This window comes from Pseudomonas sp. PDM28, assembly GCF_019219115.1.
Lineage (GTDB): Bacteria > Pseudomonadota > Gammaproteobacteria > Pseudomonadales > Pseudomonadaceae > Aquipseudomonas > Aquipseudomonas laurylsulfatiphila.
In genome coordinates this window covers 34,344-57,158 of record NZ_JAHUWG010000015.1, presented here as the reverse complement: position 1 = coordinate 57,158, position 22,815 = coordinate 34,344, and the positions used below count along the sequence as shown (strand labels likewise).

Here is a 22,815-nt window from a genome sequence, read left to right as displayed (position 1 = left end):
GCGGTGTGTCAGGCAAGATATACGTCGACTGACACGGCCTCTTCGCGGGCAAGCCCGCTCCCACAGGTTCTGTGTCGTAGCGGACAAGTATTTCTCCACGCCGGCTTCTGCCAACCTCCACCTGCACAAAACGGATAAAGGTCTGCACCCCGCGGATACTCCCGCCTGATCCACCGTCCTAGCATGACCCCTGCCTGAACAATAACAATGGAGGCGGCGGCCATGACCCTGCGACCCGAATATTTGCATTCCCTGCTTGAAGACGATCCCGAGCAGGGCCTCTATCGCTGCAAGCGCGAGATGTTCACCGACCCGCGTCTGTTCGACCTGGAGATGGAACACATCTTCGAAGGCAACTGGCTGTACCTGGCCCACGAAAGCCAGATCCCCAACATCAACGACTTCTACACCACGACCATGGGGCGCCAGTCGATCTTCATCGCGCGCAACAAGGACGGTGTGCTCAACGCCTTCATCAACGCCTGCAGCCACCGTGGCGCGACCCTGTGCCGGCACAAGTCCGGCAACAAGAGCTCCTACACCTGTCCGTTCCACGGCTGGACCTTCAACAACTCCGGCAAGCTGCTCAAGGTCAAGGACCCGGCCAACGCCGGTTATCCCGCGAGCTTCAACTGCGAAGGCTCCCACGACCTGACCCGCGTTGCGCGGTTCGAGTCCTATCGCGGCTTCCTGTTCGGCAGCCTCAAGGCCGATGTCCTGCCACTGGTCGAGCACCTGGGCGAGTCGGCGAAGATCATCGACATGATCGTCGACCAGTCCGCCGATGGCCTGGAAGTGCTGCGCGGCTCCTCCAGCTACATCTACGAAGGCAACTGGAAACTCACCGCCGAAAACGGCGCCGACGGCTACCACGTCAGCTCCGTGCATTGGAACTACGCGGCCACCCAGAACCAGCGCAAGCAGCGTGAAGCCGGTGACGCCAACCCGACCATGAGCGCCGGCAGCTGGGCCAAGCAGGGCGGTGGTTTCTATTCCTTCGACAAGGGCCACATGCTGCTCTGGACCCGCTGGGCCAACCCCGAGGACCGTCCGCTGTACGAGCGCCGCGATGAGCTGGCGCAGGATTTCGGCAAGGCTCGCGCCGACTGGATGATCGAGAACTCGCGCAACCTGTGCCTGTACCCGAACCTGTACCTGATGGACCAGTTCAGCTCGCAGATCCGCATCGCCCGGCCGATCTCGGTCAACCGCACGGAGATCACCATCTACTGCATCGCCCCCAAAGGCGAGAGCGACCACGCCCGTTCCAGCCGGATTCGCCAGTACGAGGATTTCTTCAACGTCAGCGGCATGGCCACGCCGGACGATCTGGAGGAATTCCGGTCCTGCCAGACCAGTTACCAGGGCAGCGTCACCACCTGGAACGACATGTCCCGAGGCGCCGAGCACTGGATCGAAGGTGCAGACGAAGCCGCCAAGGAGATCGACCTGCACCCGCTGCTCAGTGGCGTGCGCACCGAAGACGAAGGCCTGTTCGTGCTGCAACACAAGTACTGGCAGCAGACCATGCTCAAGGCCCTCGCCGCCGAGCAATCGAAACTGATCGCCGTGGAGGACGTGCAATGACCATTTCCTATGAAGTGGTGCGCGATTTCCTCTACCGCGAAGCGCGCTACCTCGACGACCGCCAGTGGGACGAGTGGCTGGAGCTGTACGCCCCGGACGCGACCTTCTGGATGCCGTCCTGGGACGACAACGACGAGTTGACCGAAGACCCGCAGCGGGAAATCTCGCTGATCTGGTACGGCAACCGTACCGGCCTGGAAGACCGCGTCTTCCGCATCAAGACCGAGCGCTCCAGCGCCAGCGTGCCGGACACCCGCACCTCCCACAACATCAGCAACATCGAGCTGCTCGAGCAAGCCGACGGACTGTGCAAGGTGCGCTTCAACTGGCACACCCTGAGCTTTCGCTACAAGACCGTCGACAGCTATTTCGGCAGCAGTTTCTACACCCTCGACGTGCGCGGTGAAAACCCGCTGATCAAGGCCAAGAAAGTGATCCTGAAGAACGACTACGTTCGTCAGGTCATCGATGTTTACCACTTGTGAGGCTGGCGTCATGACCCATTCCATTGCGTTCAATTTCGAAGACGGCGTCACCCGTTTCATCGACGCCAACGTGGGCGAGACCGTGGCCGATGCCGCGTACCGCCAGGGCATCAACATCCCGCTGGACTGCCGCGACGGTGCCTGCGGCACGTGCAAGTGTTTTGCCGAAGCCGGCCAGTACGATTTGGGCGAGGAGTACATCGAAGACGCCCTCAGCCCTGAAGAGGCCGCGCAGGGTTTTGTCCTGACCTGCCAGATGCGCGCCCAGAGCGATTGCGTGGTGCGGGTACCGACGTCCTCCGAGGTCTGCCGCACCCGTCAGGCCAGCTACGACGCGACCATCAGCGCCGTGCGCCAGCTGTCCGACAGCACCATCGCCCTGTCGATCAAGGGCGAAGCCCTGAGCAAACTGGCGTTCCTGCCGGGGCAGTATGTGAACCTGGGAATTCCCGGCAGCGAACAGACCCGCGCCTATTCGTTCAGCTCGTTGCAGCGCGATGGCGAAGTCAGCTTCCTGATCCGCAACGTGCCCGGCGGCTTGATGAGCAGCTTCCTCACCGGCATGGCCAAGGCCGGCGATTGCATGAGCCTGGCAGGTCCCCTGGGCAGTTTCTACTTGCGTGACATCCGTCGGCCGCTGTTGCTGCTGGCCGGTGGCACCGGGCTGGCGCCGTTCACCGCGATGCTGGAGAAGATCGCCGAGCAGGGCAGCGATCATCCGCTGCATCTGATCTACGGCGTGACCCACGATTTCGACCTGGTGGAAATCGACCGCCTCGAAGCCTTTGCCGCGCGCATCCCCAACTTCACCTTCAGCGCCTGCGTCGCCAGCCCCGAGAGCCAACATCCACTCAAGGGCTACGTGACCCAGCACATCGAGCCAAAGCATTTGAACGAGGGTGATGTCGACGTCTACCTGTGCGGCCCACCGCCGATGGTCGAGGCCGTCAGCCAGTTCATTCGCGAGCAAGGCATCGCGCCTGCGAACTTCTACTACGAAAAATTCGCCGCCAGCGCGGCTTGAGCCGACCCCATGTTGGAGCGGCGGTGCGGCGATTCGACTTGATCGCGAAGAGGCTGGAACATTCAGCATTGATGTCGTCTGTAAGTCCGCTTTCGCGGGCAAGCCCGCTCCCACAGTTGATGGGGGGCGACCGCTGATTCTGTGCACGACACAGATCCATTGTGGGAGCGGGCTTGCCCGCGAAGGGGCCGGAACATTCAGCATCCAGGTTGCCTGTGAGTCAGCAATCGCGAGCAAGCTCGCTCCCACAGGATTGGGTATCACCCGATACATCGTCATTGACCGATGAGGTACACATGAACCGATTTCACGAAAAAGTCGCGCTGATCACCGGCGCTGCCCAAGGCATCGGGCAGCGGGTGGCCGAGCGCATGGCAGCCGAAGGGGCGAAGCTGATCCTGGTGGATCGTTCCGAGCTGGTGTTCGAAGTGCAGCAACAATTGGCCGCGACCACTCAGGTGTTGGCTCTGACCGCCGACCTTGAGCAATACGACGAATGCAGCCGGGTGATGCAAACCGCCGTCGAGCGCTTCGGACGCCTCGATGTGTTGGTCAACAACGTCGGCGGCACCATCTGGGCTAAACCGTTCGAGCACTACGAGGCGGCGCAGATCGAGGCCGAGGTCCGTCGTTCGCTGTTCCCGACCCTGTGGTGTTGCCATGCCGCACTGCCGTTCATGCTGGAGCAGGGCAGCGGGGCGATCGTCAACGTATCTTCCATCGCCACCCGCAGCCTCAACCGCGTGCCCTACGGTGCGGCAAAGGGTGGGGTGAATGCCTTGACCGCTTGTCTGGCGTTCGAAACCGCCGGTCGCGGCGTGCGGGTCAATGCCACGGCGCCTGGCGGCACGGAAGCACCGCCGCGACGCATACCCCGCAATGGTGCCGAGCAGAGCGAGCAGGAAAAACTCTGGTACCAGCAGATCGTCGACCAGACCCTCGACAGCAGCCTGATGAAACGCTACGGCACCCTGGATGAGCAGGCGGGGGCTATTCTGTTTCTGGCCAGCGACGAAGCGTCCTATATCACCGGCATGGTCATGCCCGTGGGCGGCGGCGATCAGGGCTGACGCGAGCGACGAACAACCCCATCGGCAAACGGAGTCATGGTGATGAGTGACAAACCCACGATCGTGCTGGTCCATGGATTCTGGGGCGGTGCCGCCCACTGGAACAAGGTCATCGCCAAATTGCTCAGCCGGGGCGACACGCACATTCGTGCCGTCGAATTGCCGCTGACTTCGCTGGCTGATGATGCCGAGCGTACGCGCAAGATGATCGCCCAGGTGCCCGGTCCGGTGCTGCTGGTGGGGCATTCCTATGGCGGCGCGGTCATCACTGAAGCGGGGGATTTGCCGAATGTGGTCGGGCTGGTGTACATCGCCGCGTTCGCCCCGGACGCCGGTGAAAGTCCCGGCGGCATCACGCAACGGCACCCGCCTGCGGCAGCGGCCAACCTGACGCCGGACAGCGACGGTTACCTGTGGGTCAAGCCCGAGCTCTACCACGAGAGCTTCTGCCAGGACCTGCCGGCGACCGAAGGGTTGGTCATGGGTCTCACCCAGAAAGCTCCGCTGGCCAGCACCTTCGGCGACACCATTGGCACGGTGGCCTGGAAGAACAAGCCATCCTGGTATCAGCTTTCCACCGACGACCGGATGATCGCCCCGCAAAACCAGCAGTGGATGGCGGCGCGGCTCAACGCCCGGGAGATCCTCACCTTGCATGCCAGCCATGCGTCATTGGCGTCGATGCCCGGCGAAGTGGCGGCCTTGATCGACAGGGCAGCGACGGCGTTGGCCAGGGGCTAGGGTCTACAAGCGCCGCACAAAGGCGCTGACGATACTGCGCATGGCATCGCTGGTGTTCAGGTTGTGTAGTGCATCCAGCGGGTGCCAGATGCAATCGGTGATTTCGTTCAGCGGTCGCAACTGCTCAAGGTTCAGCACCGACACTTCGAAGACGTGGTGTCGGGTGCCGTCCGTTTCCAGCTCCAGCACGTATATCAACTCGTCGACCCGCAGGCCGGTTTCTTCCCACAGCTCGCGAATGGCAGCGTCGGCTGCACTTTCGCCCCGTTCGAGCTTGCCGCCGGGCAGCGTCCAGCGACCGCCTTGCTTGCGTACCAGCAGTACATGCCTGTCCTGCTCGAAGATGATGGTTGCGCGTACTTTCATGGGTTACCCAATGGCCGATTGTCATGGAACAGGTATGAAGAGGCAGCATTCGGGCCAGGGCTGCAATTGCGCTGCCATCGGGTAGTTTGAGCGGCCGATGAGACGAAAAGTGCAGCCGAAAGGGGGAATTTCCACGGCGACGTCTGGTCGGTATTTTGGAGAAGGGCGGGTGTAAGGTAAACAAGTCAACCGATAGCACTGCCCAGGAGGAGGTGACCATGAGCGTTTCGATGCTGAACAAGATGCACATGAACGGCTATGACGTACTCAGCGTGAACAACGGCCCCTGGCGGGTATGCACCCAGGGTGACCGGCTTGGCTCGTTCAACAGTCGAGAGGAGGCACTGGCGTTTGCCGCGTCACTGCCTGGCTACAGGGCGCGTGCTGGCAAGCCAGCAGGCGGCCATCAAACAAAATGACGTCGATCTCCTGTAGGAGCGAGCTTGCTCGCGATGGACGTCAACGATGACGCGCCCTGTCTGAATGAACGCGTTGTCCGGACGTCCATCGCGAGCAGGCTCGCTCCTACAGTGTTAATAGCCACCTCCACCACTGGGCCGGGAGGGCTCCCGGGCCTTTTGCTGCGCGTGGCTCCATTGCGCGCAGGTCATGAAGCTCTTGTGGTCGACCATGCCGCGGCCATCGAAACTGACGTTGTACGCCTGCTGATGGCCTTCGTGAGTCAGTTTGTAGTCAAAGCAGGTACCGGGTTCAACGGTACGATCCGTGACCGCCAGGGGCTGGCCGCCGATTTGCCGGACTTGTTCCCGGGTCATGCCGGTGTCGACTTTCGCCACCAGCGGCTGGTCCTGATAGATCGAGTTGGTGCTGCAGCCTGCCAACGCGGTCAGTGCGACGACCAGCGTGAATAGAGGCCTGTTCATGGCAGCGCTCCCGCTATTGAGGCTTGTTGCGGCTAATGACTTTGGCTTTCACTTCCTCGGCATAGCCGGACAGTTTTTGTTCATCACCCTGAAACAAAGCACACAGTCTTTGCACGGCTTGCGCGTCGCCTTCGCTGCCAAGCTCGCGCAACCGCTGCTCAATGCGCAAAAGCTCCACCGCCGACCAGCGCAGGTCTGACGCGAGCCCTTGCAGGTCACGCCGAAGTTGCTGTTCCGAATCGTTAAGCCACATGATGACCTCCTGAATGCTGCACTCCGCAATTTTAGACCCGTTTACCGGACCGGATGTTGTGTTCGTCTGAGTCAGCGGGGTTTCCTTTGGTCGGGAAAAGCGAACAGGACAATGCGCTGGCCCGCTCTAGTGCTGGTGTTCTCAAGCCAGGACGAAGTCAAATGACAACCTGCAAGGAACTAACTGGGCAAAGTGATATCAATGACTCGCCGAATCGTCGGGATGGATGTACGGTCGGCGGCAAGCTACATTTTCTCTTTTCGAATTTAAGGAAGCAGCATGCGGATGTTGATGGGGGGAGTCGCGCTGGCATTGCTGGGCGGGTGTTCGTTGCCGGCGTCGCTGGTACCGGGCGAGCCGAATGTCAGCAAGCACAGCGATAAGACGCCAAAAGAGTATGCGGCGTGCGTTTTGCCGGCCTGGCAGAAGGAAGTATCGAATACGACCCAGGTTTCGATTTCCAACGGCTACCGGATCACCGCACCAAGCGTGATAACGGCCGATGAAGTGCTGGATATCGTGAAATACAAGGATGGCAGCCAGATTTCGCTGTATCAGGGGCCACCTTGGGCCAAATCCGGCGACCTGCGCAAAATCGTGCGCGACTGCCTTTAAGCGCGAAAGGGTGCAAATCGGTCACCGACCGTTTTTCGCCTGAGCCGAGAAAAACCGGATGCCTGGCGTGCATCCGGTTTTATGTGGATCAGTCTGAAAGGTTGGTCGCAGGAATGATCTGCTCACTGGCCTGGGCACTGCTTTTCCTTTCCCGACGCTCGTTCATCCAACTCTCCACCTTGACGCCGAACTCTGCCGGGGCCTTGCGCCCGAATTTCCTGGCGATGTCGAGGATGGTTTGCTGGGCGAGGGCCTCTTCCATGCGTTTTTGCGCAACCATCATCGCGCCATGGATCGCGCACGGACCGTCCAGTGCCCAGGCCGGCGGGGTGCCGTCGAACACTGCGCAACGGCCACGGATTTCCCGGCAATCGAAGATCGACTTGCGGCCGTCGATGGCGTTGACGATATCCAGCAGGGTGATTTCGTCGGCGGGCCGGGCCAGCTTGAAGCCTCCGCGCATGCCTTCGGTGGCGACCACCAGTTTGCCTTTGGCCAGCTTGGTGAAGATTTTCGCCAGATAGTCCAGGGGAACACCTTGCAGTTCGGCCAGGTCGCGCACACTCGCTTCACGGGAGTCGCCACCGTTGCCGACGAGAAAAAGCAGGCAGTGGATGCCGTACTCGACACCTGCGCTGTAAAGAGACATACAAATCTCCGACTTGATTAGTCGCCAATTCTAGCAGCCGAGCCTAAGCCAGGCAACGAATCGTCGTGTCCTTAAATTTTTGTGTCCGCTCGAAAAATCCTTGTCATGCGCGTTCTTGAGGCTTTTCTACCAAAGCATCGACGGGTTCGATGGCGGCCATCAAAAAAAACCGGTTGCGGGATTTAACTAGGATCAATACAGTCGTAGTTGTTCGAGCGGCACAGGTCGGCGATTCTCGAAAAACACCGATCTTATTGCCGGCTCCTGATGAGCGTGACTCACAACCCTTGTTTATCCCCTGGAGTTAAAGATGAAACAGCACATTCTGGTGATCGGCGCAGGTTTCGGTGGCATGTGGACCGCTTTGAGTGCCACGCGCCTGTTCGACATTCACGGCCACAACGACGTAGAAGTGACCGTGCTGGCGCCCCAGGCCGAGCTGCGTGTGCGCCCGCGCTTCTACGAACCGAACGCCCACCAACTGGCTGCGCCGATCGGCGATCTGTTCGATGCTGTCGGGGTCAAGTTCATCAAGGGCGCGGCGCAGACCATCGATGTCGAGCAAAAACAGGTCGGCTATGTCGATGCCGGCGGTGCCCGACAAGTCTGCAGCTACGACAAACTCGTTCTGGCCACCGGCAGCGGCCTGGCTTCGCCAAACACCCCGGGCGTGGCCGAACATGCGTTCGACGTCGACCAGATCGAACAGGCCGTGCGCCTGGAAAACCACCTCAAGGCGCTGGCCAATCTGCCTGAAAGCAACGCGCGCAACACGGTGGTGGTGGCCGGTGGCGGTTTCACGGGGATCGAAACGGCGACTGAAATGCCGACCCGCCTGCGGGCCATTCTCGGCGACCGTGCCGACATCAATGTGATCATCGTTGACCGTGGCGATAAAATCGGCGGCTCGATGGGTGAGGAAATCGCCGAATCGATCGTCGAGGCCAGTGTGGCGACCGGCGTGAAATGGCACCTGAAAGCCTCGGTGGTGTCGGTCGATGCCAACGGCGTCACTCTGTCCGACGGTGCGCGTATCGATGCCAGGACCGTGGTCTGGACCACCGGCGTTCGCGCCAGCTCGCTGACCGAACAGATTCCGGCCGAACGCGATCGCCTGGGTCGCCTGCATGTCGACGCCCACCTGAAAGTGATTGGCCAGGACGACATCTTCGCCACCGGCGACGTGGCTTACGCAGCCAGCGACGAGATCGGCAACTACGCCCTGATGACCTGCCAGCACGCGATTTCGCTGGGCCGCCACGCCGGCAACAACGTGGCGGCGCAGATCCTCGGTGTCGCCCCGACGCCATACAGCCAGCCCAAGTACGTGACCTGCCTGGACCTCGGCGCCTGGGGCGCGGTCTACACCGAGGGTTGGGACCGCCAGGTCAAGTTGGTCAAGCATGAGGCCAAGGCATTGAAGACCCAGATCAACACCCAGTGGATCTACCCACCGGCGGCAGATCGAGTCAGCGCACTGGCTTCGGCGGATCCGATGATTCCTGTGGCCTGATTGATTCGAACATCGCGCCTGAATGAAAAAATCCCGCTCGGGTTCGCCGAAGCGGGATTTTTTTACGTCTCGATTGCCTGCGTGAAATTAACCGTGTATTTTTTCATGAAATTAAAAATACAAAATTTCACGAGGCCGTATGTTTCAGCAATCCACCCGGCATGTCGCCAGTTACTACGCCCATAGTTGCGCCGATCGACTGGTCAATCGGACCGCACTTGAAGGTGAGCAAGACACCGAAGTGCTGATCATCGGGGCCGGTTTCAGTGGATTGCACACGGCGTTGCGCCTGGCGCTGGCCGGCAAGCGCGTGACTTTGCTCGAGGCCAGCCGGGTGGCTTGGGCCGCGTCCGGGCGAAATGGCGGGCAGGCGATTCTCGGTTGGTCGTGCGACATGCCACCGCTGGAAGCGGCGCTGGGATACGAGCGAGCGCGGCGATTGTGGGACGGCATGCGCTGGGCCGCGCGCGAATTGCGTGATCTGCCCGGCCGCCATGAGTTCGATTGCGACTACCGCGCCGGCCATCTCTGGACTTCGGTGATGCCGCGGCGAGTGGGGCTGCTGACCGAGTGGCAGCACGAGGCCAGCCACAAGTGGGGTCACGACAAACTGCAATTCATCCCCCGGCAACAGCTGCCGGAATGGGTGGCCAGCGAGCGTTATCAGGCCGGCCTGTTCGACCCCGAGGGCGGGCATTTGAATCCGCTGAAACTTGCCTTGGGCCTCGCGGAGGCGGTTGAGCGGGCTGGCGGCCGTATCTACGAGCAAAGCAAGGCGCTGAGTTATGGCGAGGAGGGCGAAGGCTTTGTGGTGACGACCGAGCGCGGTCGTATTCGCGCGGATGTGCTGGTGCTGGCGTGCAACGCCTACCTCGATCGGCTCGACCCGCAACTGGCCAGTTGCGTGTTGCCGGTCGGCACCTATCAGGTCGCGACCGCGCCGCTCACCAAGGACCAGGCCACGGCGCTGCTGCCGAGCAACGTGTGCGTGACTGACAATCAGTTCGTGCTCGATTATTTCCGCCGCACCCCGGATAACCGCCTGCTGTTCGGCGGCGGTTGCACTTACCTGGGCGGGATGCCCAAGGACATCGCCGCGGCGACCCGGCCGTTCCTTGAGCGGGTGTTCCCGCAACTCACGGGCGTCGAGCTTGAGTTTGCCTGGGGCGGCCACATCGACCTGACCCTCAAGCGCACGCCGGATATCGGACGGCGCGGCGAACTGTACTGGATGCAGGGCTATTCCGGGCATGGCGTGCTGCCGACACTGGCCGCAGCACGGGCGGTGTCCGACGCGATCCTCGGTCAACCCGACGAACTGTCCCTGTACCAGGGCCTGAACAACGGCAGTTTTCCCGGCGGCAAATACCTGGCCGCGCCGCTGGAAGCCATCGGCAAGGCCTGGTATCGACTGCGCGACAGTATTTGAAGCGACACTTTCTGGAAGCCTCAAGATGGACATGCAAGAAGAAATCTCGGCGCTGGCGATCCTGATCCAGGACCTGCGCAAGCACAAGAAGTACACCCTCAAGGAACTGGCGGACAAAATCGGCCGCTCCGTCGGTTTTCTGTCCCAGGTCGAGCGCGGCCTGTCGCGCCCGACGGTGGCGGACCTGACCGCGATCAGCGAAACCCTCGGCGTGCCGACCACCTATTTCTACAGCCTGCCCAAACCCATGGCGTTGTCCTGGGTCACCCGCCCGGACGAGCGCCGCACGCTGTACTACGCCGACGGCATTACCGACATCCTCGTTTCGCCAAAAATGCGCGCGTCGTTCTCGATGCTGGAAAGCCAGCTCGAACCCGGCGCCAGCAGCGGCGAGCGGCACATGAAGGACAGCTCGGAGCAGGGCGGTTATGTCCTCGAAGGGCAACTGACCCTGTGGCTCGACGACAACGAACCGGTGACCCTGCATCCCGGCGACAGCTTTCAACTGGCCAGCCATGCGCACTGCCGCTACGGCAACCTGTCCGACCAACTGACCCGCGTGCTTTGGGTTTACACCTGATAACAACAAGGACCAAAACGATGGATGCCGTGTGCTCTGAACTGCTGGCCGAAGTTCGCAACTTCCGCCACTGCAACCCCGAAGTACGTTATGTCGACCTGATCTCCCTGGACATTCCGGGGCATTTCTACGGCAAGCGCTACCCGATCGAGATGCTGGAGAAAGTCGCTGCCGGCAGTGCACTGAAACTGCCGCAAAACTGCGTGCTGCTCGGCACCCAGGGTGGGCTGTTCAAGATCGGAGACTACTGCTTCAACGATGGTGACCCGGATGCGCTGCGGCGTTTGGTGCCTGGCACCTTGAAGCTGGTGACCTGGGAAAAGCAGCCTCTGGGCCAGATGCTGATCACCTCCGACGGCACGGAAAAACCCATCGAATTCGAACCCCGTGAAGTGCTGGCCCAGGTGTTGAACCGCCTGCACCGTAAAGGGATTTTCCCGGTGGTGGCCTTCGAGCTGGAGTTTTACCTGTTCGACAGCCGCTTGAAGGACGGCCTGCCTCAGTTCCCCCGTGATGAATTGACTGGCGATGCCGATGATCAGCCGAACATGCACATCGAACGCTTGTCGCGCTTCGCCCCGGTGCTCGATGAGATGGTCGAGACCGCGCGAGCCCAAGGCATCGATGCCACGGTGATTACCGCTGAACTCGGCCCGGGCCAGTTCGAAATCAACTTCGGCCATTGCGATGACGGCCTGCGCGCCGCCGACTGGGCGGCCCTGTTCTGCCGCAGCACCCGGGGCGTGGCGCTCAAGCACAACCTGCGCGCCAGTTTCATGGCCAAACCTTACCTGCAACACCCCGGCAGTGGCATGCACGTGCACGTCAGCCTGTATGACCAGGCCGGCAACAACCTGCTGGCGGCGAACGGGCAGCGGGCGCTGCGCCATGCCGTGGCCGGTTGTCTGGAGGTATTGCCGCACTGCATGCCGATCTTTGCCCCGAACCACAATGCCATGCGTCGCTTGAGCGGCACGGTGAACGTCGCGTCCCGCGCCAGCTGGGGCTTCGAGGATCGCGATGCGTGCCTGCGTATTCCGGAGTCGGACGTCAAGAACCTGCGCATCGAACATCGCCTGGCGGGCGCCGATGCCAACCCGTATCTGGCGTTGGCGGCGATCCTGGTGGGGTTGGAGCAGGGCCTGGAAGGGGAGCGCGAGCCGATTGCACCGCTCAACGAAGACCGCAGCAGTGGCATCGATTTCCCGTTGGAAATGCTCGAAGCGGTGCAGTCCATGCAACATCATTCAGCCGTGCGCGAAGGCTTGGGGGCGGAGTTTGTAGACGTCTATTGCGAAAACAAGCGGCAGGATCATCTGGCATTTCTGCATGACATCAGTGCGCGGGAGTATCGTTGGTTCTTGTAGTCGCGCTTAGAAAATATGTGGATATATAAGGGCTTAGAGCGTTTAGTAACTGGATAGTGAATTAAAATATCTTGTTACAGGCCGAAATATTCCGTAATATCCGCGCCGCGTTCACCACCACGGTTTATGCATTTTTAAGTCCCGGGCGTCCATCAGCTGCCCGGGATTTTTTTTGCCTGGAATTTGGTCGGTCGTGAGAATCAAAAGATCGCAGCCTGCGGCAGCTCCTACAGGGGGGTACGTCTTGCCCTTGTAGGAGCTGCCGCAGGCTGCGATCTTTTTGCCGTCAAATGCTGATGACTAAGCAGGTACGCTGACGCGCGCGTTCATTTTCATCAGCCAGTAGTAACTCACCGCCGGCACCAGCAACCCGACAACCCACGCCAGATCCACCCCATCCAGCGCCGTGGCCACTGGGCCGACGTACAACGTGGTGTTCATGAACGGAATTTCCAGGGCAATCGCCAGCAGGAAACTGCCGCAGGCAATCCGGTTGACGCGCCCATAGATCCCGTTCAGGTCGAAGATGTCATCAATCCGGTATTGCCCTTTGCGCAGGCAGTAGTAGTCCACCAGATTGATCGCCGTCCACGGGATCAGGAAGTAGCTCATGAAGAAGATGAAGTTCAGGAAGAAGTTGATGAAGTCGTCCTGACTGATGGTGCACAGGGCCGTGGCCACCAGGCTGATCAGCAGCATGAACACACCGCGCATCCGCGGCGTTACCTTGAGTCGGGCGAAAGGCTCGATCACGGTGATGGTCGACATGAACGCGCCGTACAGGTTGAACACGTTGATCGACACCTGGCCATAGACGATGAAGGCGAACAGCAGCACCGCGCCAGTGCCGAACAGACCGGCGACATGCCCGCCGACGTTGCTGGAAAAGTCGCCGATGCCGACGCTCAGGATCGCCCCGAGAATCATCATCCACGCGCCACCGCTGACCGTGCCGGCGTAGCTGTACCAGAACACCTGGGCGGTCGGCGTATTGCTCGGCAGGTAGCGCGAGTAGTCGGCGACATAAGGCGCGTAGGACAGTTGCCAGGTCACGGCGATGCTCACTGCCACCAGGAACTTCGACAACGAGAAGCCGGTCGGCAGCCATTGTTCGGCCGGGATCGGCAACTGCAAGGCGAGCACCGTGGCGGCCATGAACACCACCAGCGACAGAATCGACAGCAGCTTCTGCAAACGGTGAATCAACCGATAGCCATAGAGGGCGACGACGAAGCACAACGCGCCGATCAGGTAGATGTTGCCGGACATCGGCAGCGGGCTGACGGACTCCAGCGCCTGGGCCGCGAGCAAGGTGTTGCTGACGAAGAAGCCCAGGTAAATCAGCATCACGAACAGCAGCGGCAACACCGCCCCCAGCACGCCGAATTGCGCCCGGCTCTGGATCATTTGCGGAATGCCCAGCTTCGGTCCCTGGGCCGAGTGGGAGGCCATGAAAATCGCCCCCAGCAACGAACCGACGATGATCGCCAGCGCACTCCAGAACAGGTTGAGCCCCATCACCACCGGCAACACGCCGGAGGCGATGGTGGTGATGTTCATGTTGGCGCCGAACCAGATATAGAACAGCGAGCCCGGCTTGCCGTGGCGTTCGGTCTCGGGGATGAAATCGATGCTTCTTTTTTCGACTTGCATGGCGATTACTCCTGAGTCCGGACGAGACGGGATTGCAGACGGGCGATGGTGCTTTGCAGCTCATGGGGCTGGTGGGCAAACAGGTCCGGACGCTCGGGGATCAGGCTCAGGTAGTCGCGGTGTTCCAGGGCGCGCTGGCATTCGGTCGTGGTGAGGATTTCCAGTGAGTAGACCCAGTTGGCCATGATCAGCAGGGCCGAGTAATGCCCGGCCTCGGTGGTCGTGGTGCAGGCATCGCTGACCAGGCGCACGCGATAGCCCAGGGCAAAGGCATCGAACACGCTGGTCAGTACGCAGACGTCGGTCAACACGCCGCAGACGATCAGCGTGTCGACCTCCATGGCCCTGAGTCGGGCATCGAGGTCGGTGCGGTGAAAGGCACTGTAACGGCCCTTGTCGATGATCCATTCACCGGATTGCGGCGTCAGCGACTCGATGATTTCCACTTGCCGGGTGCCGGCGCGGTAACCGCCGGGGCCACCGTCGGCGGCCAGGGGTTCACCGTGGGGCAGGTCACTGCCGTCGGCCTGATTGATGTGGCGGGTATAGATGACAGGCATCCGCTGATGGCGGGCGGTATCGAGCAGGGCGGCGGTATGGGCGAGCACTCTGTCGAGGTTCTCCAGGACGAAGCCGTCCTCCTGCTGCATGTCGATGATCAACAGCGCGTTGTTATTGTTCATTGGGCAAACCTGATCAAAGGCGAAACACAAGACACCGCACGCGCCAGGCCATGGCGAGACGCGGGGTGCGTGATTGGCTGTTCGGGTGGGCTCAGTGAACTATTTGCCAGAAGCCGTTCTGCTTGGCCGAAACGCTGGCGCGCAGACGCTTGAAATGCAGGTGCGAAGCAGTCCATTCACCGCGCAGGTAAGCCCGCGCGGCGCCGGAGGGGAGGGCGAGTGATGGGAGACGACCAGTGATCATTGGAATCGACTCTTGTGGGGGCGAGCCTGCTCGCGAACGCGGTGTGTCCGGTACATCAATCCCTGTGGGAGCGGCGGTGCGGCGATCCGACTTGCCCGCGAAGAGGCCGGCACATCCAACATTAATGTCGTCAGGGGCACCGCTTTCGCGAGCAAGCCCGCTCCCACAGTTGAGATGTGCTGGTCCCCAGTCTCGCATCCTGGCTCAGGAATCAGCGAAACGCTGGCACCACATGCTTGATAAACAGCTCCAGGGATTTTTTCTTCTCCGCGTGGGGCAGGCTGTTATCGCACCAGAAGCTGAATTCGTCCACGCCCAGTTCCTGGTAGTACTTGATGCGCGGAATGATTTCTTCCGGGGTGCCGATCATGGCGGTCTTGTGCAGGCTCTCGAGCTCGAACTCGGGGCGACCGGCGAATTTCTCTTCCGGGCTCGGCGCAAGGAAGCCGTTGACCGGGGTGGTCTTGTTGCCGAACCAGGCATCGAAGGTGCGATAGAACTTCGAGATCGCCTTGGCCCCGACTTCCCAGCCCTGTGGATCGTCGGCGGTGTGCACGTGGGTGTGTCGCAGCACCATCAGTTGCGGACGCGGCACGCCAGGATTGTTGTCCAGGGCGGCCTGGAATTTGTTCTTCAGGTCGAGGACTTCCTCGTCGCCTTTCATCAGCGGCGTGACCATGACGTTGCAGCCGTTGGCCACCGCGAAGTTGTGCGAGTCCGGGTCGCGGGCGGCGATCCACATCGGCGGGTTCGGTTGCTGGATCGGCTTGGGCACGCTGGTGGAGGTGGGGAATTTCCAGATGTCGCCGTCATGGGCGTAGTCGCCGTTCCACAAGGCCCGCACCACCGGAACCATTTCCCGCAATGCCTGGCCGCCGGAGGAGGCTGGCATGCCGCCGGCCATGCGGTCGAATTCGATCTGGTAGGCCCCACGGGCCAAACCGACTTCCATGCGCCCGTTGCTGATCACGTCGAGCAACGCGCATTCACCGGCCACCCGCAGCGGATGCCAGAACGGCGCGATGATGGTGCCGGCACCCAGGTGAATGGTGGTGGTCTTGCCCGCCAGATAAGCCAGCAACGGCATCGGGCTTGGCGAAATGGTGTACTCCATGGAGTGGTGTTCACCGATCCAGACGGTGCTGAAACCACCGGCTTCGGCCATCAGCGTCAGTTCGGTCAGGTCTTCGAACAACTGGCGGTGGCTGACGCTTTCATCCCAACGTTCCATGTGTACGAACAGGGAAAACTTCATGACGCTTACCTCGGATCTTTTGTTGTTGGCCTGTCGACTGCGGGCCTGATGGTTATTGGTATACCATAATACGAAATGTCTGCAAAAACATTTCTCTGCCGGCAACCCCGGGTCCTGTGGGAGCGGGCTTGCCCGCGAAGGCGGAGTGTCAGGCGACATCGATGTTGAGTGTGCCGGCCTCTTCGCGGGCAAGCCCGCTCCCACAGGGGGATGCGGTGATATCAGAGGGATCAGGCCAGAACAGGCAGGGCGCCCATCTTGCCGTGGCAATACACCAGTGGCCCGCTGTTCTGTTGGGGCACGATCAGGTTCTTCACCGCGCCGACCATGATGGCGTGGTCGCCGCCTTCATATTCGCGCCACAACTCGCATTCGATGACCGCCGTGGCGTTGGCCAGGATCGGGTTGCCCAACTCGCTGAGCGTCCACTCGATCCCCTGGGCCTTGTCCTTGCCTTTGCGCGCGAAGGCATAGGCTTCGCTTTGCTGACCGCCGGAAAGCACGTGGATCGCAAAGCGCTTGTTCTTGATCAGGACAGGATAGGAGTCGGAACTGTAGTTGGGGCAGAACAGCACCAGGGCCGGGTCCATCGACAGCGAACTGAAGGCGCTGGCGGTCAGGCCGACGATTTGCCCATCTTCATCGAGCGTAGTGATCACGGTCACTCCGGACGGGAACGAGCCCATGACTTGTTTGTAGATGGCGGCATCGATCATTGGACGGTCCTCGGGTGGTGTGACGCGTTTTTATGTGTTTGTAGGTCTGATGGTATACCGTAATACATCGATTGCAAGGTCTTTTTGAGTGAACCGATAAACGTACGGCTTTCGTCGCAAACCCAATGATTACGGGGCTATTGGCTAGCCAGTGTGGGCGTGAATCGGGCAGGATACCGGCTCAGAGGCTTGTTCAAAGACCGGATCAGTCTTGTTTAAAGTTTGGAATACCATAATATGGTCCGCATCTGAGGGGCGGCCAGAGAGTCCCCCCGGTTTGGCTTCATACAAAGATAAGAACAGACAAACTCGAGTTCATGCACATGTCCCAGATGTCCCGGCAAGATCCGTTGATCGAGAACCACACGGTCGACTACGTTCCACTCGCAGAGCGCCATGGGAAGGCCCGCGATCTTTTCACCCTGTGGTTCAGCACCAACATCGCGCCACTGCCCATCGTCACCGGCGCCATGGTGGTCCAGGTGTTCCACCTCAACCTGTTCTGGGGCCTGCTGGCGATTGCCCTCGGGCACATGGTCGGAGGTGTGGTGATTGCGCTGGCGTCGGCCCAGGGGCCGTGCATGGGCATTCCGCAGATGGTCCAGAGTCGTGGTCAGTTCGGCCGCTACGGCGCGCTGCTGATCGTGTTCTTCGCCGCATTGATCTACATCGGTTTCTTCATCTCCAACATCGTGTTGGCAGGCAAATCGATTGTCGGCATTGTGCCGTCGGTTCCGGTACCGGCGAGCATCCTCATCGGTGCCCTCAGCGCCACGGCCATCGGGGTGATCGGTTATCGCTTCATCCACACCCTCAACCGCATCGGTACCTGGGTCATGGGCAGCGCGTTGCTCGCCGGTTTCCTCTACATCTTCGCCCATGACCTGCCGGCGGACTTCTTCACTCGCGGCGGGTTCAACCTGTCGGGCTGGCTGGCCACGGTCTCGCTGGGCATCATCTGGCAGATCAGCTTCTCGCCGTATGTGTCGGACTACTCGCGCTACCTGCCGGCGGACATCGGCATCACCCGGCCGTTCTTCGCCACTTACCTGGGGGCGACCCTGGGCACGATCCTGTCGTTCACCTTCGGTGCCGTGGCGGTCCTGGCGACGCCCGAAGGCACCGAGGCGATGGCGGCGGTCAAGCAGTCCACCGGTTGGCTGGGGCCGATCCTGATGGTGCTGTTCCTGCTCAACATCATCAGCCACAACGCCCTGAATCTGTATGGCGCGGTGCTGTCGATCATCACCTCGATCCAGACCTTCGCCAGCCAGTGGACGCCGAGCATCAAGGTGCGCGTGGTGTTGTCGGGCATCATCCTGGCGGGTTGCTGCGTGGTGGCACTGGGTGCCTCGGCGAACTTCATTTCGCAGTTCATCGGCCTGATTCTGGCGCTGTTGCTGGTGCTGGTGCCCTGGGCGTCGATCAACCTGATCGACTTCTACCTGATCAAGCGTCGCCGCTACGACATCGCCTCGATCTTCCGCGCGGACGGCGGCATCTACGGGCGCTTCAACCTGCACGCGATCATTGCCTACTTCATCGGCATCATCGTGCAGTTGCCATTCGCCAACACTTCACTGTATGTCGGGCCGTACGCCAATCTGGTAGACGGCGCGGACCTGTCATGGCTGGTGGGACTGGTGGTGACATGCCCGTTGTATTACTGCCTCGCTACGCGAAGCCAGGCGCAGGAAAGCCGTGCGATGAAGTTCGGCTACACCGACTGAGGCTAAATCGTTGGGTGTTCGTATGAAAATGCCCGGCGCGTCGCCGTCACTGTAGGAGCGAGCTTGCTCGCGATGGTCGTTAACGATGCCGCGTGTTTACTGACTAAACGCAGCGCTCTTAAGTCCATCGTCGGAACGCCGCCCGGAGCAAGCTCGCTCCCACAGTGACGGCGGCGTGTCGGGCATTTTTATGTTCGCTGATCGCTCAGGAATGCTTGAACACATTCAGGCCGCGTTGTACCGCCGGCCTGGCTTCGACCGTGTCGAACCAGCGCGATAGTTGTGGCAGCAGCTTCCAGTCCAGCCGGTCACGGAATGCCATGGCGATGGTGAACGCCGAAATGTCGGCCATGGAAAACTGTTCGCCGGCCATGAATTCGCCGGTCAGAAAACTTTCCGAGTAGGTCAGTTGTTCGATCACCCGCAGGTCGATGATCGCCGCCGCTTTGTCCTGGCCTGCCTGGTGCAGGAAAAACGCGGCATGGCTGGGGGCGATGACATCGGTCACGAAATAGAAATAGCGGTCGATCACCCGGGTGCGCACAGGTCCCGGCTGCGCCGGTGCCAGCTTTGCGGGGGCAATGGAGTCGGCGTACTGGATGATGGCGTTGGACTGGTTGATGACCAGCGTCGGCGTCGTCCCGTGATCGATCAGGGTCGGCACTTTCCCGGCCGGGTTGAGCGCCAGGAAGTCCGGCCCGCGGTGCTCCTGTGCATACAGGTCGAGCTTGCGTGCCGTGTAGGCGATGCCGGCTTCTTCCAGGGCAATCGCGGCCCGCAGACTGTTGCCAGTGCTGGCGCCGTACAGCTCGACTTGATCGTTCAGAAGTTGCGGCGCCTTGTTAACCGTTATATCTGCTTTATCTTCCATAATCAGTCACTTATCTGATCTAACTTTTTCACGTGTTTTTTACGCGTGGAACGAGTGAGTGACTGCCAATCTGCCTCATCCCATGGCAACCCTTCATTTGAGCGTTCGTCAAAGGTGGAGATTAGTCTATGACGGTCAACTGCCGACATTATCTGCCTTGCTGGGGAGAGCCGTTGCAAATGCGCTGCGTCAAGGGCTGCTACCGACCTGGAGCAGTCGGCGAACAGAATAATTGCAAATTAGTGGCTATGCTTGGATTGCTGTCGAAACTGATCAGGCAGTCCGGCAGGTTGCGCGCAAATGGCCCGTTGGGATCACTCAGGATCGAATCGACTTTCGCTACGGTGCGGCTGGGCGCTTCGGAGAGTAAAAAATTTCACCATGAAATTCAGCATCGCCAAATGCATTGCTTAGTGTCGAATACTTGGTTGGCGTAGCACTTAAGACGCATAGCTTCTGGTTTCCGAATACCGCTTCTATTGGTCAATTTAGAAGGATTATGTTTGGAGATTGTGAAATGGATTTTTTCGGGAGTAAAAGCGCCGCAAAGCACGCCATTCCCAGCCGTTCAAGTAAGCCGCGCTCGACCAAATGGCACCGCATGTACTTTTTTCTTGCGGGATTCGACGTGCTGGTTGTTGTGCTGAGCGTGCTATTGAATCACCTGATCGTCGATACCTATCACCGCTCCATCAAGGCAAACCAGTCGTGGGTCCAACAGTTGTCGAGCTATTCAACGCTGGGCAGCCTGGCTTCCACAGTCAATGCGCCGGGCAATAATGTGTTCGATACGCATCATGTTGAAGCCGAATCGCGGAACATGAATGAAGCCTTGCGCGCCTTCAACGAGCATTTGGCAATGGCCAAAAAACAGTTGGAAGAACGGATCGCCCATGAGGCTGAACACAGTGCAGATATACAAGCCTTTACCCTTGCATTGAAGGATGAGGTGGGTGCAGTTGATGCCGCGATGGTCGAAATGGTGAACGAGGCCTTGCTGATCTTTTCCTACTTCAGGGAGGGGCAGTCGGATAATGCCGGTAAACGCATGGCAACGATGGACAGGAAGTATGCCCTGTTGCTCGCCTCACTCAGTACCGTGCGCGATCGCGTTGGCCTGATTCAAAGCAAGCTCCTGGAGGAGGAGCTTGAGTCGGTCGAGGAACTGCGCCGGGTCGAATACGCGATCATGGTGTTCGTGCTGTTGATGGTCAGTGCGGCCGTTGTCTACGGGGGCAAGATCAGGCGCGAAATGGAGTCGCAAGCCGCGGAAAGGGAAGGTTATCTGGCAGTGCTGCGCGAAAGCGAGATGCAGGCCCGCCAGCAAGCATCGCTGCTGGACAAGGCCCAGGACGCGATTGTCGTTCACGGGATGGATAACCGCATCCTGTACTGGAACAAAAGCGCCGAGCGTCTCTACGGTCTGTCTAAGGAAGAGGCACTCGGCAAATCGGCACAGGAGTTGATCTACCAGGGTAGCGCCGCTTTCAATGCGGCCACTAACAGCCTGATAGAAACGGGTGACTGGGCGGACGAAGTTACACTTAGACGCCGGGATGGCCGCACCATCACGCTCGAAAGTCATCGAACCCTGGTGCGAGACGATGATGGCCAGCCGCAATCCGTTCTGTCGATCAATACTGACATCACCCACCGTAAGACCGCTGAGCAAGAGGTCCAGCGTTTGGCTTTCTACGATCAGTTGACCGGGCTGGCCAACAGGCGGCTCATGTTGGACCGGTTACAGCATCTGCTGGCGGGCAGCTCCCGTAGCCTGCATACGAGCGGGATAATTCTCATTGACCTGGATAACTTCAAGGCACTGAACGACACGTTGGGGCATGACAGAGGCGACATGTTGCTGCAGCAAGTTGCTCTGCGCCTTTGCGGCTGCATACGCGAGAGCGACACCGTGGCTCGCCTGGGCGGAGACGAATTCGTCGTCCTGATGGATGGCCTTAATGAGAACCCTCGAGAAGCCGCTATCCAGGCCAAGGCTGTTGGCGAAAAGATTCTCAACGCTCTGAACATTTCCTACCAGTTGGATGGCTATGAGCACCACAGCACCCCGAGCCTCGGCATTGCGCTGTTCCAGGGGCAGCTGAGCACAGTGGACGATATTATGAAGCGCGCTGACCTGGCGATGTATCGAGCCAAGGCGGCGGGCCGCAATACCATGCGCTTCTTCGATCCGGAAATGCAGGCGGTTGCCACGGCACGCGCCAGACTGGAAGTAGACTTGCGCCAAGGCTTGCAGAACAACGAGTTCCTTCTTCATTACCAGCCGCAGGTCAATAGTGAGGGCCGTATCATTGGCGCAGAGGCACTGATGAGATGGCAGAATCCTGAGCGCGGAGTCGTGTTTCCAGGCGAGTTCATTCCATTGGCAGAGGAAACGGGGTTGATTCTGCCGCTAGGCCGTTGGGCGCTGCAGGCAGCCTGCGCTCAACTGGTTGCCTGGGCAAAGCATCCGGAAACCGCCCGATTGGGTATGGCTGTGAATGTCAGTGCCCGCCAGTTTCACCATCCGGACTTCGTCGAGGAGGTACTGCAAGTACTGAGACGCACGGGGGCCGATCCGAAGAAATTGAAACTGGAACTGACCGAAGGCCTGCTGATAGAGGATATGGAAGGTACTGTCGCCAAAATGATCGAGTTGAAAGAGATCGGCATAGGCCTTTCGCTGGATGATTTCGGAACCGGCTACTCGTCACTGTCATACCTCAAGAGCCTTCCGCTGGATCAACTCAAGATCGACCAGTCCTTCATCAGGGATGTGCTGGTTGATTCCAACGACGCCGCCATCGCCTGCGCGATTGTGAGCCTGAGCCAGATATTGGGGCTTTCGGTGATTGCAGAAGGTGTGGAGACAGAAGCTCAGCGCACCTTTCTGGTCAAGCATGGCTGCCAGACCTATCAGGGCTTCCTGTTTTCTGCGCCACTGCCAGCCGAAGAATTTGAGAAGTACGTTCACGAAAGATCAATGGCGAGCACTGATTTCCCGCGGACCAAGACTAAGTCGCCATAACTTCGCAGGTGCCTGGGAACGTCCGCTTTCGGCTGTGGATTCAACCCACTGCCGACGAGGTCGGCATGATGA

Annotated in this window: 22 protein-coding genes; 13 read left to right on the top strand and 9 right to left on the bottom strand. The window is 60.0% G+C overall.

What is annotated here, in order from left to right:
- Positions 1 to 222: 222 nt before the first annotated feature.
- The 5 genes from benA (at position 223) to KW841_RS28130 (ending at position 4,907) form a co-directional block, all read left to right on the top strand.
- Positions 223 to 1,587: a benzoate 1,2-dioxygenase large subunit gene (gene benA / locus KW841_RS28150; protein ID WP_218480576.1), complete on the top strand. Its 1,365-nt coding sequence runs from the start codon at positions 223 to 225 to the stop codon at positions 1,585 to 1,587.
- The gene (benB, locus tag KW841_RS28145; RefSeq protein ID WP_218480575.1) at positions 1,584 to 2,072 is read left to right on the top strand and encodes a benzoate 1,2-dioxygenase small subunit; all 489 of its coding nucleotides are present in this window, start codon (positions 1,584 to 1,586) and stop codon (positions 2,070 to 2,072) included. Before benA ends, benB begins: the two co-directional genes overlap by 4 nt.
- A gap of 10 nt (positions 2,073 to 2,082) precedes the next feature.
- A complete protein-coding gene (benC, locus tag KW841_RS28140; protein ID WP_007976173.1) occupies positions 2,083 to 3,096 on the top strand; it encodes a benzoate 1,2-dioxygenase electron transfer component BenC in 1,014 nt (337 codons plus the stop codon).
- Positions 3,097 to 3,392: 296 nt separating this feature from the next.
- On the top strand, positions 3,393 to 4,166 hold the full coding sequence (locus tag KW841_RS28135) for a 1,6-dihydroxycyclohexa-2,4-diene-1-carboxylate dehydrogenase (RefSeq protein ID WP_218480574.1): 774 nt from the start codon (positions 3,393 to 3,395) through the stop codon (positions 4,164 to 4,166).
- A gap of 42 nt (positions 4,167 to 4,208) precedes the next feature.
- Complete coding sequence (locus KW841_RS28130) at positions 4,209 to 4,907, top strand: alpha/beta hydrolase (protein WP_218480573.1); 699 nt, start codon at positions 4,209 to 4,211, stop codon at positions 4,905 to 4,907.
- Between the two features lie 3 nt (positions 4,908 to 4,910).
- Here the strand turns inward: KW841_RS28130 and KW841_RS28125 are convergent, their stop codons facing one another.
- Positions 4,911 to 5,273, bottom strand: a complete 363-nt coding sequence (locus KW841_RS28125; RefSeq protein ID WP_218480572.1) for an NUDIX hydrolase — start codon at positions 5,271 to 5,273, stop codon at positions 4,911 to 4,913.
- A 218-nt stretch (positions 5,274 to 5,491) separates the two neighbouring features.
- Between KW841_RS28125 and KW841_RS28120 the strand changes: the two genes are divergently transcribed.
- Positions 5,492 to 5,692 carry an SPOR domain-containing protein gene (locus KW841_RS28120; RefSeq protein WP_218480571.1) on the top strand — a complete coding sequence of 67 codons (201 nt, stop codon included), beginning with the start codon at positions 5,492 to 5,494 and terminating at the stop codon, positions 5,690 to 5,692.
- A gap of 114 nt (positions 5,693 to 5,806) precedes the next feature.
- Here KW841_RS28120 and osmE read toward each other — a convergent pair whose 3' ends face one another.
- A complete protein-coding gene (gene osmE, locus KW841_RS28115) occupies positions 5,807 to 6,157 on the bottom strand; it encodes an osmotically-inducible lipoprotein OsmE (RefSeq protein WP_218480570.1) in 351 nt (116 codons plus the stop codon).
- 13 nt (positions 6,158 to 6,170) lie between these two features.
- Complete coding sequence (locus tag KW841_RS28110) at positions 6,171 to 6,410, bottom strand: hypothetical protein (RefSeq protein WP_218480569.1); 240 nt, start codon at positions 6,408 to 6,410, stop codon at positions 6,171 to 6,173.
- Positions 6,411 to 6,689: 279 nt separating this feature from the next.
- Here KW841_RS28110 and KW841_RS28105 point away from each other — a divergent pair, with 279 nt between their 5' ends.
- Positions 6,690 to 7,025, top strand: coding sequence for a hypothetical protein (locus tag KW841_RS28105; protein ID WP_218480568.1), 336 nt, complete (start codon positions 6,690 to 6,692; stop codon positions 7,023 to 7,025).
- Between the two features lie 88 nt (positions 7,026 to 7,113).
- Here KW841_RS28105 and KW841_RS28100 read toward each other — a convergent pair whose 3' ends face one another.
- Positions 7,114 to 7,674, bottom strand: a complete 561-nt coding sequence (locus KW841_RS28100) for an Rrf2 family transcriptional regulator (RefSeq protein WP_218480567.1) — start codon at positions 7,672 to 7,674, stop codon at positions 7,114 to 7,116.
- Positions 7,675 to 7,984: 310 nt separating this feature from the next.
- Between KW841_RS28100 and KW841_RS28095 the strand changes: the two genes are divergently transcribed.
- The 4 genes from KW841_RS28095 (at position 7,985) to KW841_RS28080 (ending at position 12,563) form a co-directional block, all read left to right on the top strand.
- Positions 7,985 to 9,187, top strand: a complete 1,203-nt coding sequence (locus tag KW841_RS28095; RefSeq protein WP_218480566.1) for an NAD(P)/FAD-dependent oxidoreductase — start codon at positions 7,985 to 7,987, stop codon at positions 9,185 to 9,187.
- A 139-nt stretch (positions 9,188 to 9,326) separates the two neighbouring features.
- Positions 9,327 to 10,616 (top strand): FAD-binding oxidoreductase, encoded by a 1,290-nt coding sequence (locus KW841_RS28090; protein ID WP_218480565.1) that lies wholly within the window; start codon positions 9,327 to 9,329, stop codon positions 10,614 to 10,616.
- Between the two features lie 25 nt (positions 10,617 to 10,641).
- Positions 10,642 to 11,196 (top strand): helix-turn-helix domain-containing protein, encoded by a 555-nt coding sequence (locus KW841_RS28085; protein WP_218480564.1) that lies wholly within the window; start codon positions 10,642 to 10,644, stop codon positions 11,194 to 11,196.
- 20 nt (positions 11,197 to 11,216) lie between these two features.
- Positions 11,217 to 12,563, top strand: a complete 1,347-nt coding sequence (locus tag KW841_RS28080; protein WP_095967701.1) for a glutamine synthetase family protein — start codon at positions 11,217 to 11,219, stop codon at positions 12,561 to 12,563.
- A 300-nt stretch (positions 12,564 to 12,863) separates the two neighbouring features.
- On the opposite strand, the gene KW841_RS28075 is transcribed toward KW841_RS28080, so the two are convergent.
- The 4 genes from KW841_RS28075 to KW841_RS28060 form a co-directional block, all read right to left on the bottom strand.
- A complete protein-coding gene (locus KW841_RS28075) occupies positions 12,864 to 14,216 on the bottom strand; it encodes a cytosine permease (protein WP_218480563.1) in 1,353 nt (450 codons plus the stop codon).
- A 5-nt stretch (positions 14,217 to 14,221) separates the two neighbouring features.
- On the bottom strand, positions 14,222 to 14,899 hold the full coding sequence (locus KW841_RS28070) for an isochorismatase family cysteine hydrolase (RefSeq protein WP_218480562.1): 678 nt from the start codon (positions 14,897 to 14,899) through the stop codon (positions 14,222 to 14,224).
- 455 nt (positions 14,900 to 15,354) lie between these two features.
- Positions 15,355 to 16,398, bottom strand: a complete 1,044-nt coding sequence (locus KW841_RS28065; RefSeq protein ID WP_007982502.1) for an LLM class flavin-dependent oxidoreductase — start codon at positions 16,396 to 16,398, stop codon at positions 15,355 to 15,357.
- Between the two features lie 230 nt (positions 16,399 to 16,628).
- Positions 16,629 to 17,114, bottom strand: coding sequence for a flavin reductase family protein (locus tag KW841_RS28060; protein ID WP_218480561.1), 486 nt, complete (start codon positions 17,112 to 17,114; stop codon positions 16,629 to 16,631).
- Between the two features lie 323 nt (positions 17,115 to 17,437).
- Between KW841_RS28060 and KW841_RS28055 the strand changes: the two genes are divergently transcribed.
- Positions 17,438 to 18,844, top strand: coding sequence for a cytosine permease (locus KW841_RS28055; RefSeq protein ID WP_218480560.1), 1,407 nt, complete (start codon positions 17,438 to 17,440; stop codon positions 18,842 to 18,844).
- Between the two features lie 205 nt (positions 18,845 to 19,049).
- On the opposite strand, the gene KW841_RS28050 is transcribed toward KW841_RS28055, so the two are convergent.
- The gene (locus KW841_RS28050; protein WP_218480620.1) at positions 19,050 to 19,670 is read right to left on the bottom strand and encodes a glutathione S-transferase family protein; all 621 of its coding nucleotides are present in this window, start codon (positions 19,668 to 19,670) and stop codon (positions 19,050 to 19,052) included.
- Positions 19,671 to 20,232: 562 nt separating this feature from the next.
- Here KW841_RS28050 and KW841_RS28045 point away from each other — a divergent pair.
- Positions 20,233 to 22,743: a bifunctional diguanylate cyclase/phosphodiesterase gene (locus KW841_RS28045; protein WP_218480559.1), complete on the top strand. Its 2,511-nt coding sequence runs from the start codon at positions 20,233 to 20,235 to the stop codon at positions 22,741 to 22,743.
- The last annotated feature ends 72 nt before the right edge of the window (positions 22,744 to 22,815 follow it).